The 18,560-nt window shown below is 41.3% G+C and carries 12 protein-coding genes; 4 read left to right on the top strand and 8 right to left on the bottom strand.

Annotated elements, in window-relative coordinates; all coding sequences use genetic code 11:
- Window positions 1–191 precede the first annotated feature (191 nt).
- From H5183_RS17500 to H5183_RS17470, 7 genes are all read right to left on the bottom strand, one after another.
- Window positions 192–3,374, bottom strand: coding sequence for an amidohydrolase family protein (locus H5183_RS17500; protein WP_182732313.1), 3,183 nt, complete (start codon window positions 3,372–3,374; stop codon window positions 192–194).
- A gap of 107 nt (window positions 3,375–3,481) precedes the next feature.
- Window positions 3,482–4,306 carry a M90 family metallopeptidase gene (locus H5183_RS17495; protein ID WP_145241028.1) on the bottom strand — a complete coding sequence of 275 codons (825 nt, stop codon included), beginning with the start codon at window positions 4,304–4,306 and terminating at the stop codon, window positions 3,482–3,484.
- A 142-nt stretch (window positions 4,307–4,448) separates the two neighbouring features.
- Complete coding sequence (locus H5183_RS17490; protein WP_182732312.1) at window positions 4,449–5,681, bottom strand: M23 family metallopeptidase; 1,233 nt, start codon at window positions 5,679–5,681, stop codon at window positions 4,449–4,451.
- A gap of 168 nt (window positions 5,682–5,849) precedes the next feature.
- Window positions 5,850–8,744 (bottom strand): ligand-binding sensor domain-containing diguanylate cyclase, encoded by a 2,895-nt coding sequence (locus H5183_RS17485; protein ID WP_182732311.1) that lies wholly within the window; start codon window positions 8,742–8,744, stop codon window positions 5,850–5,852.
- 175 nt (window positions 8,745–8,919) lie between these two features.
- Window positions 8,920–9,555: a CatA-like O-acetyltransferase gene (locus H5183_RS17480; RefSeq protein WP_182732310.1), complete on the bottom strand. Its 636-nt coding sequence runs from the start codon at window positions 9,553–9,555 to the stop codon at window positions 8,920–8,922.
- A gap of 93 nt (window positions 9,556–9,648) precedes the next feature.
- Window positions 9,649–10,689 carry a Glu/Leu/Phe/Val dehydrogenase gene (locus H5183_RS17475; protein ID WP_182732309.1) on the bottom strand — a complete coding sequence of 347 codons (1,041 nt, stop codon included), beginning with the start codon at window positions 10,687–10,689 and terminating at the stop codon, window positions 9,649–9,651.
- Between the two features lie 401 nt (window positions 10,690–11,090).
- On the bottom strand, window positions 11,091–12,617 hold the full coding sequence (locus tag H5183_RS17470; protein ID WP_145241038.1) for a fumarate hydratase: 1,527 nt from the start codon (window positions 12,615–12,617) through the stop codon (window positions 11,091–11,093).
- Window positions 12,618–12,782: 165 nt separating this feature from the next.
- Here H5183_RS17470 and pabB point away from each other — a divergent pair, with 165 nt between their 5' ends.
- From pabB to H5183_RS17455, 3 genes are all read left to right on the top strand, one after another.
- Window positions 12,783–14,129, top strand: coding sequence for an aminodeoxychorismate synthase component I (pabB, locus tag H5183_RS17465; RefSeq protein WP_182732308.1), 1,347 nt, complete (start codon window positions 12,783–12,785; stop codon window positions 14,127–14,129).
- Window positions 14,130–14,134: 5 nt separating this feature from the next.
- Window positions 14,135–14,728 (top strand): CoA pyrophosphatase, encoded by a 594-nt coding sequence (locus tag H5183_RS17460; protein ID WP_310736589.1) that lies wholly within the window; start codon window positions 14,135–14,137, stop codon window positions 14,726–14,728.
- A 99-nt stretch (window positions 14,729–14,827) separates the two neighbouring features.
- Window positions 14,828–16,204, top strand: a complete 1,377-nt coding sequence (locus tag H5183_RS17455; RefSeq protein ID WP_145241045.1) for an L-serine ammonia-lyase — start codon at window positions 14,828–14,830, stop codon at window positions 16,202–16,204.
- Between the two features lie 58 nt (window positions 16,205–16,262).
- On the opposite strand, the gene cysB is transcribed toward H5183_RS17455, so the two are convergent.
- The gene (gene cysB / locus H5183_RS17450) at window positions 16,263–17,240 is read right to left on the bottom strand and encodes an HTH-type transcriptional regulator CysB (protein WP_145241047.1); all 978 of its coding nucleotides are present in this window, start codon (window positions 17,238–17,240) and stop codon (window positions 16,263–16,265) included.
- Between the two features lie 317 nt (window positions 17,241–17,557).
- Between cysB and H5183_RS17445 the strand changes: the two genes are divergently transcribed.
- Entirely contained in the window at window positions 17,558–18,316 is a 759-nt protein-coding gene (locus H5183_RS17445) for a hypothetical protein (protein WP_145241049.1), read from the top strand.
- Window positions 18,317–18,560 lie beyond the last annotated feature (244 nt).

The raw sequence follows: 18,560 nt of genomic DNA, 5'->3' as shown, positions 1-18,560 counted from the left end.
ACAGATAAATACAGTGATAACAAGGCGTAAATTTTGACATGTAGTTGCTCTACTTGAAAAAATTATAACGCAGTTAGCGCTTTATTTAGCTCGCTAGAATGGTTAAATATTTAAGTCGATTGGTATTATAGCAAGTAGCATATAAAAAAAGCGGCTGTTCAGCCGCTTTTGATTGGTTATAACACTAATAATTACTTATCTTCAAAGTACAATTTGTCGCGTGCTTTTTTGCCAACTTCATTCATAGTCGCGGCATCAAATAACCGACCGTTGATCATCGTATAATCAACTTTATCTGTATCACGAATATTAGTCAGTGGATTACCATCGATCACCATTAAGTCAGCCAGTTTACCGACTTCCAATGAGCCGATATTCTGATCAAGGCCGATGTACTTGGCCGGATCAAGCGTCGCCGCACGAATAGCTTCCAGTGGACTCATACCACCTTGAGCAAACATCCAAATCTCCCAGTGCGCTGCAAGGCCTTCGCGCTGACCATGTGCACCTAGATTCACTAAAACACCTAAATCTTGTAGCTCTTTTGCTACCCGTGCATTGTTAAAGTGATTATAGTGGTGATCGGGTGCTTTAACACGGCGCATTGAACGTGGTAGTAATTGGTTTTTTGGCACAAATTTACTTAAGCGCGGGTGATTCCACACATCAGTCTTATCATACCAATAGTTTTCTCCCCAGATGCCGCCATATGCCACACCAAGTGTTGGCGTGTAGCCTACATCACTTTGTGACCAAAGCTGCTTGATATCATCATAAATATTCGCCACGGGAATTGAGTGCTCAATGCCCGTATGACCATCAACCACCATCGTTAAATTATGCTGTAATAATGAACCACCTTCTGGCACCACCATCATTTCAAGCTCTCGGCCAGCTTCAATTACTTGTTGGCGTTGTTCACGTCGTGGTTGGTTGTATGATTTAACACTAAACGCGCCAACTTTCTTTAATCGCTCTAAGTGAAATTTAGCATCATCTAACGAATCAATGTGTGATGTATAACCTGGCATATTGGCACCATATAAAATAGTACCGGTTGAGAAAATACGTGGGCCTACAATAGTCCCCGCTTTTTGCATTTCGCTGGCTGTAAAAATCTCTGTTGTATCGTTTGATGGATCGTGAATTGTCGTGACGCCTAACGATAGGCCCGCTAAGTTTTTCCAATTTTGCTCAGGAATGATCTCATCGCTGCCTTGTGAACCATGCGCATGCGCATCAACAATTCCTGGCATAATTGTTTTGCCAGATACATCAATTACCTGTGCGCCTTTTGGAATGTTAATATCAGCAGCTGTGCCAACGGCTTTAATATGTTTACCATCGGTTAATAGTATACCATTTTCAATGACTTGCTCACCTTTCATGGTAATAATACGTGCGCCCGTTAAAGCTATCATGCCTTTTGGTTCAGCCATTTTGCTACTAAAGCCAATGTTATCGCCACTTTTTACTTTAAAGTCAGCGTCATTCGCTTTATTGATATCAAATAAACCTGCCAAACTTGCATGATAAAGCTCTGGGCCTAGCGTCCAATACAGTTTATCGCTGCTGGCGCTCCAGCTGATATTCTCACCGGCACGAACAGATAACTGCTCAATCGGAAATTGGCTGTCTTTAGGACCAATATTAATGGTTTTACCACTTTGCACTAATGGCGTAACAAACACTTTAAAACGTTCAGCAAAAGCGAGGTACTTGCCATCAGGCGATACTCTAAACTCAGTAGCATGCTCTGACTCATAAAGCTTAGTGATTTTTTTCGAATCAAGTTCAACCACACTTAGCGTTGGCTTAGGCCATGGGCTCATCACAAAAACTCGATCATTAGCTGATGCAAACTGCGGCTGATAACCACTTTTAGAAATTAACTCAGCTTTCCCGCCTTTGCTACTCACAGCATAAATACCCGGATGCAGTGACCAATCAGGGTTTAAGATGCTGCCTCCTGAGGCTTTACGGTACACCACTGTTTTGCCATCAGGGCTGAATGTTGGCTCAACATATTTACCTGGCTCTGTGGTAATATCATCACCGCGACCACTGCGCGCAGAGACAACTCGAACAGCACCCTGTTCGTTATCATCCCAGGTTACATAAACTATTTTTTTACCATCACGGGAAAACTGCGGGAACAACTCAAAGTGGTCATCTTGTTTAGTTAAACGCTTTATTTTTCCTGACTCTAAATCGCGTTTATAAATATGTCCTAGCGCTTCAAAAATTGCTGTTTCACCATCCGGCGAAATCTGTACATTACGCAACATTTTTACAGCAAATTCATCGCTATCAATGTTTTGTGTAAAACGCACTGCTTGTTGAATTTTTTTACTGGTTTTTACTTCAAATGGTACGGTTTCTACATCGCCATCTTGCACATCAAGTTTATGAATAGTACCGCCAGCCCAAAATACCAGTTGGTTATTATCTGGTGTCCATGCAATGGTTGGATACACGCCATGAATAGCCCAAGTCTCTTGCATATCACGTTCAAGCTTGTCATATAGCTTAGTATGCTTACCGCTGGTTAAGTCATATAGGTAGAGGCTAGTTTGAAAATCATCTCGTTTAATATACGCAAGCTTCTTACCGTCTGGCGACGGGGTTGGTCTAATCGCGCCGCCCATACCATCAATAATCGTTTCTATCTCACCCGTTTCGCGATCGTAACGCTTGATTTTATAAATGCCAGCAACCGAATCTTTTGAATAATGAAAGGTTTTACCCGGCGTCGCATCATGTGAAAAATAAACATATCGGCCATCAGGTGAAAACATCGGCTCACCTAAATCTTTTTGATCATTCTCACGTTTAGTGAGTTGTACACCTTTGCCACCCGCTTTATGATAAAGCCATACTTCACCTGCGCCTAATGAACGGCTCGCTGTAAAATGCTTACGAGCAACAATATAGTCGCCGTCGGGACTCCATGCGGGGCTGTTCAATAAGCGAAACGTTTCATCGGTTACCGCGGTTTGATTCTCACCGTTTAAATCCATCAACCAGATATTATCGCCGCCACCTTGATCAGAGGTAAACGCAATATGTTTACCATCAGGACTAAAACGCGGTTGCATTTGCCATGCGATATCAGAGGTCAGTTGAGTGGCAGTGCCACCAGCCATCGGCATAGTGTAAATATCGCCCAGCAAATCAAACACAATGGTTTTGCCATCAGGACTGACATCGATATTCATCCAAGTGCCTTGAGAGACACTAATATTAGCATCAACAAATTGCCCTTGTGGCGCATCCACTTGCCATTTTTTGTCATCATTATCTTGTGCCTGAGCCTGACCATATAGCGCCAGTGACACAGCTACAGCCATTGCTGTATGAAGCATTTTTTTCATCGCCTTCTCGCTTATTTTTATTGCGGTTTTTCATCTTATAAACATGATTGCAACAAAAACGGCAGCAACTTACCAGCGATATCTGATAAAGCGTCGTTATTTGGCGGTTAATGCCATTTTATTGGATCAAACTGATAATAGCCGACCAATAAACTGTATATTTCAGGATCATAATGGCGCAGCTCACTGGGCTTTTCGAGAAAAGTTTCGGTGATCACGGCAAAAAATTCGGCTTCATTTGTTGCACCATAACTATGAATAACATGCGGCATATTATACGCAACATGCGTTTTTAACTGATTATAAGCGCGGCTAAAAACACGCCCCCACTGTTTATAATCTACTTCTTTAGCTAATATAGGCGTGCCTGTGGTTTTACCTGTTTCTTGATCGAGTTGGTGAGCAAATTCATGAAACACTAAATTATGTCCGTCACTGGGTAAGCGGTTCCCTTCAAGCACATCGTGCCAGCTCAGCACTAAAGTCCCTCCAGGCCATGACTCGCCTTGACGAACAGTATTATGATAGCTTACTAATCCGGCACTATCACGAGATGTCTGCGGCGCGTAATAAGCACTTGGGTACAGCAAAATTTCTTTCACATTTTGATAAAGTGGCCATGGTTTATTAAGCACCAACACACACGCATCCGCAGCAATTATTAACTTCATACTCTCGTTAAGAATTAAACCATCACAACCAATAAAGCGTTTTTCATTTAGAAACCAGACAATATGACGCTCTAATTTTTCCCGATCAGCATCCGTCATTTTTTGATAGATAGGCATATACCGTAACAATAATGTTTTTTGCTTTTCATCTAAACGATAATCTTGATACTTTTTTTGCCACAAGCGGTTTTGAATAACCGGCCAACGCCAATAAACAACTACAAACGCAATCAGCGCAAATATTAATAATCCATTTACCATTAAAAGGTCCTATCAACAGGTGTAGCTTATTAATATGTCCTGTGAGGATAAAATTCAATCATCTAGCCTAGCAACAGCTAAAAAAACCGCCCATAACTATGTTATAGGCGGTCAGCTATATTATTTCGTAAAATCAATTATATTAACGATATAAACGGTCCCAAGCACAAGTACGGTAACCATTACGTTCAAAGTAAAAGTTATTACAATTGTCATCGTAGTTGCTATTGCCGACATCAATACGATGACCACTAATATATTGATTATGTAATGACACCTGCTGGCCGTTATACAACAAAGTAAAATGCACGTGAGGACCTGATGATTGTCCCCCTTCACATAGTGCTTGGTAATAATTGTTCGCATAACGACCGAGCCATGCACCTGGCTGCACAAAATCACCGCTACTATACTGCAGATTAGACATATGATAATAGTTGGTTGTATAACCACTCGAATGTGTTACGCGGATATTACATGACGAAAAACGTGTGATAGTACCACCATGCGCCGCTTGAACATATGGTGTATTTGCGCCCCAACCACCAGAGCCATTATTAAAATCAAGCGATGAATATGGATAACCAGAGCCAGTATTAGAGTGAGCCCCACCGCTGTACCAATAATAACCTGATGACCATGGTAAGTTCATTGAAAAACTAGCCGCAGCAAACTGCTGATTGCTACTTTGTAGTGCACTTTTAGAGGATCTTTGTAACTGAGCGCGACTATCAGGGAATAGACGCTCAAACGTCGCTAAAAAGCCGGTCAGATCGCTCTTAGCGTAATTAACATTATCTTTGCTTAATGCTTGTTTTTTAAGAACACTGACCAATGCTACTGTCGCTGCAGTACTGCTGTTGGTATTGACTCTATTCGTGATTTCCTCGCCCGCATACTTCGATGTATTCGAGGAGGCTTGGCTATCTTGCCACTGTTTATATGCATAAAAACGTTGACTTAACATCATTACCACATCTTCAAGCTGGGCATCAAAACCGTGTTCGTCCGATAAACCTGCAAAAGCATTATTAAGATCTGCGTCAGGATCAGAAAGTAAGCCACTTTGCAGCTCAATCAAGGCTAAGATAACTTTAGGGTTGATACTTGTATAACCTGCCCAGTGCAAAACACGCTCTTTTTTATCTTCCAGTACTGGCGCATGCAGAGCAAAGAAATTATCCCAATCTTCACGCAACAAGTCATTATTGAACACAAACTGAGTATCGTCCACAGCCACCAAGGAGGTTAACTTAAGTGACTCAATGGACTGTGCAGTAAAGTTAAAATCATTCTGCTTATGGCCTTGTGCAAACACCGCTGGCGACACACCTAAAACACCTGCTAATGCTACATATATCATCTTACTTTTCATCTTTTGTTCCTTCTGTTCACATCAAAAGACCCCAAAGCGGGAACAAAAGGTATAGCATCAAACCCAATTAAATGTTAATAAAATGTTTTAATATATGTATTAGTATATATTATGTACCCGAAAAGCAATGGCCTGTAGCGTGTTTGCCCAAATACTCTACTATAACTTTTAGAGTGTTATAACTTCGACTCGATTTCGCCCATTACTTTTTGCTTGATAAAGCGCCTGGTCAGCTTGCGCCAGTAACCTGTCATAGTCATTAACTGCCAATGAATCAGCGACTCCAAAACTAACCGTTACCGATAACCCGCTAGCGATGTTTGAAAAATCGTAGTTTGCAATTTGCACACGTAATTCTTCACATAATTGAGCGGCTTGTTGCGCGGTTTTATGAGGGAATAGTAATGTAAATTCTTCACCTCCCCAGCGAGCAACTTGACTATCATCACTCTCATTGAGCTCTCCTAGCATATGAGCAACCACACAAATTACACGGTCGCCAACAATATGTGACCACCCATCATTAATTCGCTTAAAATGATCAATATCCATAATCGCAATAGCGAGAGGTGAACCATGCTGTTTAAAATCAGCAAAATTGTCCGCAAGCCAACAGTCAAAGGCACGACGGTTTGGTAAATCAGTTAGTTGATCATGGGTTGCTTGATGAGCAAAGGCATCTGTTTGTTGTTGCAGATCATTAGTTTGTTGCTCAACCCGCTTAATCAGCTCTATCTCTATTTTTTTATAATGATAAAGCCGGTATCTATAAAGCCCGTAGACTAATGCTAATAAACCGATAAAAACCATTATTTTAAAAGTAGTTTTTTGCCAAAAATATGACTGAATCACAAACGTTAAGGTTTTATCATTATTTTGCCATTGCCCATTAGGGTAGCCCGAACGTACCTTAAAAGTATACTTTCCCGGTGGTAAATTAGTGTATTCCGTAATGGTTAATTGATTACGATTAACCCACACATTATTATAACCAGTCAATTGGGTCTGGTAATTCAACCGATGAGGCATAATAAAACTTAGGCCAGCATAATGAAAAGAGAGCCGCGAAACACCAAGCGGTAAAATAATTTCTTCATCTTGCTGCACCAAGGGGGTCATTTTGCCATCTACATACATTGCCTCAATAATTGTCGGTAATGTTTTCTTTGTAGCTTGCTTTAATCGTTCAGGGACGATAGTACTTGCCCCTTGCGCTGTAGCAATCCAAATACTGCCATCTTTGTGCAGCACTGCAGAAGGATTAGACCCGCCATTAGCCTGAGCGCTTAGCATGCCATCTCCTTCATCATATAGCTGATACTGGATTGGCAACGCATTATTTTGTGCTAACTGCGCTAGCCGCTGTTTGACCTGTTTTTGATTTACTTGGATCACACCGCGATTACTAGATAACCAAAACGAATCTCCCTGTGCCACAACTTGAAACAACTTATCAACTGGCAAGCCTTGTTCACGCCCAAGAATACTCATTTCTCCAGTTGGGATATGACACCGGACAAGACCACGGTCTGTCGCCATCCAAATATATTCAGATTCAGCATAAAAACCAAAAGCATATTCAGCATCAAAATGGGCAGGAAACACTTTAGCCGTAAATTTTTCTAAATTTGGGCTAAAAGATGCTACTCCAACGCCGGTTCCAATCCATACATTGCCATAATTGTCTTCACTAAGGGCTATAATAAAATCACCAGGTAAACCATCTGTACTTGAAAACTGCTTCAGAGAGCCATCCACGTCTATTCGTGTCAAACCTGCTGCAGTTCCCACCCATAAGCGCCCTGCACTATCAAATAACAACGCCCTAACTTCATTACTGGCTAAGCCATTTTGACGATCCAGAACAGGATAAACTTTACCATTGATAATCCGCATCAAACCTGAAGTATAGGTCCCGAGCCAAATTTGACCTTGCGCATCTTCGGCTAAACTTAAAACCGATAACGGATCATTCCCATAAGCAGGAGGGAATGTGTTTACTTTATTATCTTCAATGCGATTTAAACCAAGGCTGCTGCCTACCCATAAGCTACCATCAGAATGCGACAACACGGTACGGACATAATCGCCTGTCAACCCTCGTTTTGTGGTCCAAGTCGAAAAAGCGGCTTCACGCAATCGGTATAAACCGCCATTTGTGCCAACCCAAATACTATTTTCACGATCTTGTAATAACGATAAAATCCGATTTGCAGGTAAACCAGCGTCAGCATCAAGTTGTTCAAGTCCTAACGGGCTTAATCGAAACACCCCTTTATTGATCGTACCAAACCAAAGATCATCATGGTCATCTTGTAAAATACTTGAGATAGCCTCATTTTTAAGTTGAGCATGAATACTGATAAAACGGTTGTTTACCTGTTTCCATGCACCTTGTTCACTGCCGACTATGAGCTCACCTTGGCGGGTCAAATACAAGGTGTATATTGGGCTTTGTGGTAAACCGGAATCGGGAGTGATTAAACGCGCTGTTTTATTATTAATTTGATACAAGCCATTGCTGGTTGCAACCCAGATAATACCTGCATTGTCTTCTATTAGACGATAAGCACTGAGGTTTTCTAAAATCGCCGTGTCCGGCGCACTATCAAACTCTCGATATACAACACCTTGGCCCTCAAGGGCTAACCAAGTTTCATCTGAAGGCGTTTTTAATACGTGATTTACCATCGCAGTCGCATTTGGCTTGGCATGCCATTGCCCTTGATATAAATGACTGATCCCCCCTCGAGCGCCCACTATGTATAGACCGCCATCAGCTTGTGGGGCTAAACTACGTAAACCAGAATCTGGTAAACCAGTTATTTCCGTACGTGTAAACAGTTTAAACTCTCGGCCATTAAATCGGGCTAATCCTTCCCAAGTGGCAATCCACACGTAACCATCATTTGTTTGTACCACGCTATTGATACTATTATGAGGCAAACCAGAACGGGTATTCCAGGTTTCAGCAAAGTAGTCATTAAGAGGTAAGCGGGTTTGCTCAGCAGCAAAGCAACTAAAAACAACAAAAAAGAAAAAGCAAAGACCTAAACGAATCATTATACTAAACGCCTTCGTAATTATGGCGAGCTAACAACTTAGCATGAACGCAAATTAAATAGATAATGATTTTCCAGTAGTTAACTATCATTATGTTTTCTTGTATATGAATTATACTAACATAGTCTGAGTTTTATTTTCATTAACTAAATAACACAATTCGTTTACGGCCACGCTAAGCACACAGAGCGTCTATACTCTGCTGCAGCTGTTCAATAAACTTCGCTACATGTAAACCATCCATCAATGCATGGTGCACATCTATTGAGATAGGCATTGTCCCCTTTTGTGCATCAAACTGTCCAAACACTAATTTAGGAATGCCGAAATGATTACCTTGTGTATGTGCATGAGAGAAGCTTGTAAAGTTCAACCACGGTAAAACCGAAATATGGATCAAATCAGTCTGACCTTCGGTTTGCGCAAAAGCAGTTGAGAATAATGGCTGTTGCTTTGCCGCTAAGCTAACTCTGTTTGCATGTATTTGAAAGTCGTTCAACGTAGCTTGTTGTGAAAAGTAGCTAAACCTAAAGGTATCATCATCAGCAAGCTCTACAACACTGGCACGTTGAGCAGCTAGTTGCCAAGGTACACCGTCAATGATCCTCAGTAACATTGGTTGATAAGCATTACTTGCCTGCAATGTCGCATAGATATAGGCATGAAAAAAAGAGCATTGCTGTGATTTACAATGCTGATACAGCGCCCCCATATCTAATTGTACACATACATTAAAGTAGGGTTGCGTAAACTCTTTAAACAGTGAGAAATGTTGTTCGCGTGGCCATGTGGCTAAATCGATGGGCGTCATATCTTTAAAAACTATACAGGTCAGGTTGACCGTATCGTGAGGGATTTACTGAATAATGTAAAGGCGTGCAATTGCACGCCTATAACGCGTTTATTATAAACCGTTTTTGATGATCTCTTGTGCGAGTTCGTCTGCGATCAAATGCGTTGATTTTTGCTCTTTCTCACTTCGCGAAAAAATTTCAGTTAAGGTTTTGAAGATCCCCTCAACATGTTTATTTGATGACTCAGCACTGTAACCTTCTGGCGCTGTTTCATAATAAACATTAATAATACCACCTGCGTTAATCACATAATCTGGTGCGTATAAAATACCTTTTTCACGAATGATCTCACCGTGACGAGACTCGGCTAATTGGTTATTTGCACAACCAGCAATAATTGTCGCTTTAATGCGTGGAATAGTCGCATCATTTACTGTTGCACCAAGTGCACACGGTGCATATACATCGACATCAAGGTCGTATATTTCATCAATGCCTACAGCAGTCGCTGCAAAATCATTCACAACTCGATCAATTGCCACTTGGTTGATATCAGTTACAAACAAGGTCGCACCCGCGTCATGCAAATGTTTACACAAGCCATAAGCAACAGCGCCTAAGCCTTGTACTGCCACTTTAATGCCACTCAAGTCTTGGTGACCACGTTGATGTTGTAACGCCGCTTTAATTCCTAAAAATGTGCCATACGCTGTAAATGGTGATGGGTTACCACTTTTACCTTCAAGGCCTAATACATAGTTAGTTTCTTTATTCATGATAGCCACATCATCACAGGTGATGTTTACATCTTCAGCGGAATAGTAACTACCATTTAAGCGCTCTAATTGGCGACCAAATGCACGGAATAATTGTTCAGACTTAATTTCTTTGGCATTTCCAATGATCACAGATTTACCACCACCAAATGGTAAACGTGCTACCGCATTTTTGTAGGTCATACCCTTTGATAAACGAAGCGCATCGACAACAGCGTCGTCATCACTTGCGTAATCCCACATTCTGCAACCACCAACAGCAGGACCTAAATTAGTATTATGAACGGCAATAATTGCACGAAGGCCTGATTCTTTATCTGAACAAAAAACCACTTGTTCGTGGTTATCAAAATCAACTCGATTGAACACAGCCACTTTATCTTACTCCGAAATTTGTAACCCGTGAGAGGGTATGCACGCTGAAATTGCCGAGACTCTACCACTTCATATTACAGCTTGCCACTATATGAGATGATAAAACCTATCAATATCAGGCGCCGTAATGAACAAGCTAAATTATCGCAATTTTAAACATTTTAAATTCAAAAATAGTCACTTTTTAGAATAGTTAATTAACTTAACTAAAAATATAGCATGATAACGTTTACGTGAACGTCAATTTAAATATTATTGTAAAGTTTAAATTACAAGGCAATAAACAGCAACAAGAGAGTAATGATGGGTCTTTGCGAGAGGTTAGGTGGTTTACATCCAACTGGTCAGAGCTGATAAGCGGTATCTGAGAAAACTCAAATACCGCATAATAAAGCGAATACTTATTTTAATTTAGCGTCTAACTCTGCAATTTTAGCTTTCCAAATTGCTGGGCCTTGGGTATGCGCATTTGCGCCTTCACTATCCACTGCGACAGTGACTGGCATATCTTCTACTTCAAATTCATAGATAGCTTCCATACCTAAATCTTCAAATGCCACTACACGGGCTTTTTTGATTGCTTTAGATACTAAGTAAGCTGCTCCACCTACGGCCATCAAATACACAGATTTATTGTTTTTGATAGACTCAACTGTTGCAGGGCCACGTTCCGCTTTACCAATCATGCCAATAATGCCAGTTTTTTCTAGCATCATGTCAGTGAATTTATCCATCCGCGTTGCTGTTGTAGGACCCGCTGGGCCCACTGCTTCATCACGTACCGCGTCAACTGGGCCAACGTAGTAAATAAACTTATTATCAAAATCAACACCTGCAGGTAACCCTTCACCAGAATTGATCATATCTTGCAGACGTTTATGCGCTGCATCACGACCAGTTAATATAGTCCCTGACAGTAATACTGTTTCGCCCATTTTCCATTCATGCGTGTCTTCTTTAGTTAGCGTATTTAAGTCAACACGACGCGTGCCCTCACCCACTTCAAATGTGACTTCTGGCCAATCTTCAAGTTTTGGCGCTTTTAAGTTTGCAGGACCTGAACCATCTAATGTGAAATGTACATGGCGAGTCGCCGCACAATTAGGGATCATAACCACAGGTTTTGAGGCCGCATGAGTCGGTGCGGTTTTTATTTTCACATCAACCACTGTTGTTAAACCGCCAAGGCCTTGTGCGCCAATACCGAGCTTATTTGCGCGCTCAAATATTTCTAAACGAAGTTTCTCTTCGGTGGTTTCTGCGCCACGTTCCATAAGCTCATGGATATCAACTGGATCCATAAGTGATTCTTTTGCCATTACTGCGGCTTTTTCTGCCGTTCCGCCAATACCTATACCTAGCATGCCTGGTGGACACCAACCAGCGCCCATGGTAGGCAAGGTCTTTTCGACCCATTCAGCCACATCATCAGATGGATTAAGCATCACCATTTTACTTTTATTTTCAGAGCCGCCGCCTTTTGCTGCCACCATTACTTCAACATTGCCGCCTGCCACTAAATCAATGTGCACGACCGAAGGCGTATTATCTTTGGTGTTTTTACGGCTACCTGCAGGATCTGCAACAATAGATGCACGTAATGGATTATCTGGATTCAAATAAGCACGACGCGTCCCTTCGTCAACCATTTGCTGTACGGTTAAATCTGTTTTGTCCCACTTAACATCCATACCTACTTTCACAAAACAAGTAATAATACCTGTGTCTTGGCACAAAGGACGTTTGCCTTCTGCCGACATCCGCGAGTTAATTAAAATCTGCGCAATGGCATCTTTTGCCGCTTTACTTTGTTCTTTGTTATAGGCTTTTTCGAGCGCTTGAACAAAATCAAGTGGATGATAAAACGAAATATACTGCAATGCATCTTCAATGCTATCAATAAAGTCTTGCTGACGAATTGTACTCATAGGGGTTCCTTAAATTACCTTTACGTGAGAACACGTAAACTAGGCCAAACCAGTGACGGTGGTTTGTACAGCGCTTAGGCAACGTCACTAAACGCTGCCAAAAAATTATAACTTATGATACCCTCCTAGCCCGTTTCGAGCCAGTTCTTCAGGGTAAAAAAATAGATGATAAAGCAACAAAAAACCTGTATTCAATTAGACATTTCGCTCAACTGCCTAGAGGTTTTCGCCTATTTTGCCCATTTACCTTATGCCGTTCTGCTGGATTCAGCCAACAGCGACCATATAAATAGTCGTTACGATCTGATTGCTATTGCGCCAAAAATGCGCCTAGAAGTTAAAAATAACCACACGTTTATTGATGACAAGGCAACTGAACAAGATTGTTTTAGCATCATTAAAGCACAGCTAAATACTCTAGATAGCAGTAAAACTCAGCCTAACCTACCTTTTAGTGGCGGCTGGCTCGGGTATTTTGGTTACGACCTTGGCCGAGTCATTGAAAAACTTCCCAGCCAAGCTATCGATGATATCGATATGCCACAACTAGCTATTGGTCTCTATATGGATGCACTTATCTATGATAAAAAGCTGCACAGTTGGTTTTATGTCGCACAGCCTGATGTTGATAGATCAGCAATGTATCTACAGGAGTTAGCTCACGCCTCTCCAATTACCTCGCCATTTGAAATCACCCGAGGCTGGTCATCAAATATGAGCCGCGCACAATACAGCGCTAAGTTTGCAAGAATTCAGGGATATTTAAAAAGTGGCGATTGTTATCAAATTAACTTAGCACAGCGTTTTACAGCGCAGTATCAAGGCTCACCGTGGCATGCTTATTGTACTTTGCGCGAAGCTAACAAAGCACCATTTTCAAGTTTTATTAATCATCCTGATGGCGCTATTTTATCTATTTCCCCTGAGCGCTTTATTGCCATTAATGATAATCAGGTTGAAACCAAGCCAATCAAAGGAACGCTGCCACGGTGTCTTGATAAAAAAGAAGATGCGTTACAAGCAACTCGATTACAAAATTCAGCGAAAGATCGCGCTGAGAATGTGATGATTGTTGATTTACTGCGCAACGACTTAGGTAAAGTTGCCAAACCTGGTACCGTGCAAGTCCCGTCGCTCTTTGCGATTGAGAGTTTTCCTGCAGTACACCACTTAGTCAGTACCGTGACAGCGCAGTTAGCTGACGATAAAACTGCGGTTGATCAGTTGTATGCTGCTTTTCCGGGAGGGTCAATCACCGGTGCACCCAAAATTCGTGCGATGGAAATCATTGAAGAATTAGAACCGCATCGGCGCAGTATTTACTGTGGTTCAATCGGTTATTTAAGCGCTTGTGGCAATATGGATACCAGTATTACCATCCGAACTTTAGTGTGTCACAAACAGCATATTTATTGTTGGGCTGGCGGCGGCATTGTTGCTGATTCACAAGTGGATTTGGAATACCAAGAAACTTACGATAAAGTAAATAAAATCTTACCTTTATTGAAGTAACCTGTGTGAATAGCAAACAGCTTATGGCTCGTTTTCAGCTAACTGCGCCTGCCAATGAGTATATACAGCCAGCTGATAAGAGACATTTTAAACAACGTCCTCAACGAGCCAGTGCCGTTATGTTACCGCTGATTGATGTAGATAACAGCGCGCACATATTACTATGCAAACGCCCAATGTTCTTAAATCACCATCCTGGGGAAATTTGCTTACCAGGCGGTAAGCATGAGTTGAGCGATGCAAACTTACGCCATACTGCACTGCGTGAACTAAGTGAAGAGCTAAATATCGCCCCATCAAATGTCACTGTCATCGGTCAATTAGGCGATTACTCTACTCTTACCGGCTTTACGATTACACCGTTTGTTGGTGTATTAGCCCCAGATACACATTGGCATGCAGACCAAAATGAAGTGGCCGCCAGTTTTTTGCTGCCCATCAGCGCACTCGCTGATGTAAACAATTGGCAACCCTTACCTTTTCATCGCTTTGGCAAAACTATTACTTTACAAGGTTTTTCAACTCCTTACGGACTACTTTGGGGAGCCACTGCTAGCATTATAAAAAACTTTACAAAACAGCTTGCCATACCAGTTTAAATCTCTATTGCAAAGGGTTACAAGGGTACAATTACGCGTTATTATGTGCGACCGTTCAAAGGCAGCAATCGTGCTGAGTAAAAGTAGAGTAAAGTTATTATGATCAGTGCATTCGATATGTTTAGTATTGGCATTGGCCCGTCATCATCACACACCGTCGGCCCAATGCGCGCATCGCGTTTATTTGTTAACGAACTACAACAACAAAACTTGTTAACCGATGTCACCAGCATTAAAGTTGAGCTATATGGCTCATTGGGACAAACAGGTATCGGCCATGGCTCAGGCAAAGCAGTTATCCTCGGACTTGCGGGTTATGATCCGGAAACCATTGATGCCGATTTAGTAGACGATATTCTCGCTAAAATTGAAAATGAACAAGTGATCCACTTAAATCAAGTGCATCAAGCAAAGTTTCCAAAACAAGGAGCGATTGTATTCCACCGTCGTAAAACTTTGCCAAAACACTCAAATGCAATGGAGATCATTGCTTTTAAAGGCGACGAAAAACTCCATAGTAAAGTTTACTATTCAATTGGCGGCGGTTTTATTGTTACCGATGAAGAATTTGAAAACGAAAAACAAGCTGCGCTCACTGTCCGTGAAGAAAACCCAGCCCCCTTTCCATTTGGCAGTGCCAAAGAATTATTAGAAATGTGTAAGGAGTCAGGTTATAGCGTATCAAGCTTGATGATGAAAAATGAAAAAACCTTACGCACAGAAGATGAAATAAAAGATGAACTATTCAATATTTGGCAAGTAATGAAAGCTTGTATTGAACGCGGTATGCGCACCGAAGGAATTTTACCTGGTGGTTTGAAAGTAAAACGTCGCGCCCCTAGCCTGTACTTAAAGCTCAATATTGAAGTCAGCAATGACCCCCTTCGCGCAATGGACTGGGTGGATTTATTTGCCCTTGCTGTTAATGAAGAAAACGCTGCAGGTGGCCGTGTAGTTACAGCACCAACTAATGGCGCAGCAGGTATTTTACCTGCGGTATTAATGTACTACCACACATTCATTAAAGAAATAGACCGCGATATTGCAACTCGTTATTTATTAACTGCCGCCGCAATTGGCATCTTATATAAAAAGAATGCCTCAATTTCAGGTGCTGAAGTTGGTTGCCAAGGCGAAGTTGGCGTCGCATGTTCAATGGCTGCTGGTGCACTGACTGAAATTGTCGGTGGCAGTGTATTACAAGTAGAAAATGCCGCGGAAATTGGCATGGAGCATAACTTAGGGTTAACCTGCGACCCTGTCGGTGGATTAGTACAAGTGCCGTGCATTGAACGTAATGCTATGGGAGCTATTAAAGCAATAAATGCATCGCGTTTGGCTATTCGTGGCAGTGGCGAGCAAAAAGTATCATTGGATAAAGTTATTAAAACCATGCTTGATACTGGTAACGATATGAAAACTAAATATAAAGAAACCGCTCGCGGTGGCTTAGCGGTAAATATAATTGAGTGTTAGGTTTATAGTCATTAAAAAAGCCGCAATATGCGGCTTTTTTGTTTTCAACAGATTAAAGTCACTTAACCGGTAATTCTATATCTTCAAACAGCTTATCTACGTCATCTTGATTACGTAGTAAACTCGCTCGCTCAACCCGCTCTTTGGTCAGATGTGGTGCAAAACGCTCTATAAAGTCATACATATACGTACGTAAAAAGCTGCCTTTTCTAAAGCCAATTTTAGTGGTGCTGGCTTCAAATAAATGGCTGGCATCAATACACACTAAATCGGTATCTGCAATTTGATCAATCGCCATTGATGCTACAACACCCACACCTAAACCTAAGCGTACATAGGTTTTAATCACATCGGCGTCAGTTGCAGTAAATACAATATGTGGTTCAAGTCCCTGCGCATTAAATGCTTTATCAAGTTCTGAACGGCCAGTAAAACCAAATACATAAGTAATAAGTGGATACTGGGCAATATCGGCAACGGTTAGCGACTCTGCTTTTTTAGCTAGTGGATGGTCTTTTGCCACCACAATACTGCGATTCCAGTGATAGCAAGGTAACATCACTAGATCAGAATATAAATGTAGTGCTTCAGTGGCAATTGCAAAATCAGCATCGCCACGAGCAGCAGCATCAGAAATTTGCTGCGGCGTACCTTGGTGCATGTGCAATGATACCGCAGGGTACTTTTTCATAAATCCTTGGATCACACTTGGCAGTGCATACCGTGCTTGGGTATGTGTGGTGGCAATATTCAACTTACCTTGATCAGGTAGTGTATGCTCATTTGCAACCGCTTTAATACCCTCTACTTTAGAAAGGATCTCACGGGAAATATTAATTATTTCAGTGCCCGCGCTGGTAACATGGGTTAAGTGTTTTCCACTTCGCCCAAAAATCTGCACGCCCAACTCATCTTCCAACATACGTACTTGCTTAGAAATACCTGGCTGTGAGGTAAACAAACTTTCAGCGGTTGCTGAAACATTAAGTTTATGATTTTGGACTTCGACGATGTATCTGAGTTGTTGTAATTTCATGGCTGCATTTTTTAGTGTAGTTATACTGCTTATTTATAAATGCTACATCGCGTCAAGCCAAGTTTTTTCTGATTAACAATAGAAAAAGGCTGTCTGGAATCGTATTTATAAGGTTATCTGCTTAGGCTAGCATAATCCCTCGCCTTGAGGTAGCCATCTTTTAAGCTGATGCTCAAAATGAAAAAATATCATACGCAGATAGTAATAAATGATGAGAAAGTGAATTCTTTTTTACATAAGCCGCGCAAAACTATCCTGTTAGCATATATTTAATGTAAGATTAAAATTATTAGTTTGTGAAATTTGAGACCTAAACCATGATCGTTTCTATTATTATTATGTTGATTGTTGCACTGATTGTCATTGCCCTCTGGGTCAGTGCGGTACAACAGCATAAAGAGAAACAAGAAACAGAACGCCGCAAAGACTTAACCAAACAAAAAAAAATCATTGAAGAATCAGAAGACGTTCTATTAAATAGCGCAAACATCCCTATGTCAGAACATATTTTACGTATTCTACAACGGCGTATTCATGATGCTTTAGTCGCTATGGTGCAGCTATCACCCAATTCGAAAGAGTTAAAGAATCGCTTAAAGGAAGCAAAAGAACGTTTAGGAGACTCAATCGACACCACTAACTTAGAAAATTTAGTGTTGCCCGATAACGACAAGCAATTAATAGCACTAATCCAAGGTATTAAGAAAGTACGCGCAGTACTTCGTTCAGAGCATGGCAAAGGGAAAGTAGACAGCCAAATTTTTATTGCTGAAGACAAGCGCTTAGAAAAACTCCAATTACGAATTAATATTGAAAGCCAGATTAAACGAGGTATCTCCGCACGCTCTGCGAATATGGTCGGTTCTGCACGTCAATACTTTGAAAAAGCCTACGCTACTGTATCTGCAGTCGCTTATAGCGATGACTATATAACCACTAAACGCCAAGAGCTCGAAGGTTATTTAGAAGCAATAAGCACAGAGCTTAAAGCATCTAATGCAACAGCACTGAAGAAAAAAGCAGAGCAAGAACAAGACGATTTAGACGTACTTTTTGCACCAAAGAAAAAGTGGTAAACCACTTTTTCTTTGTATTAACTTAGGGTCTGTTGACCTTTGCGGATTAATATTTGTTCTGCCTAGGGGCAATTTAATCGCGGCGCGAGGTTTGTAACCTAGTGGGCTAAGTAAAAACCGAGCAAAGCTTCCGCGTCCTGCTCACGCCCCTTACTTACATCCATGTCATAGGTAGGTACTTAAGAAAAATATTAAGTACAGCCTTAAAAATTTGGCTCTACCCCATACTGAAATACTCCTGTTT

The sequence above is a fragment of the Pseudoalteromonas sp. SR44-8 genome (assembly GCF_014163635.1).
GTDB classification, from domain to species: Bacteria; Pseudomonadota; Gammaproteobacteria; order Enterobacterales; family Alteromonadaceae; genus Pseudoalteromonas; species Pseudoalteromonas rhizosphaerae.
This window is presented reverse-complemented; position numbering and strand designations above follow the sequence as displayed.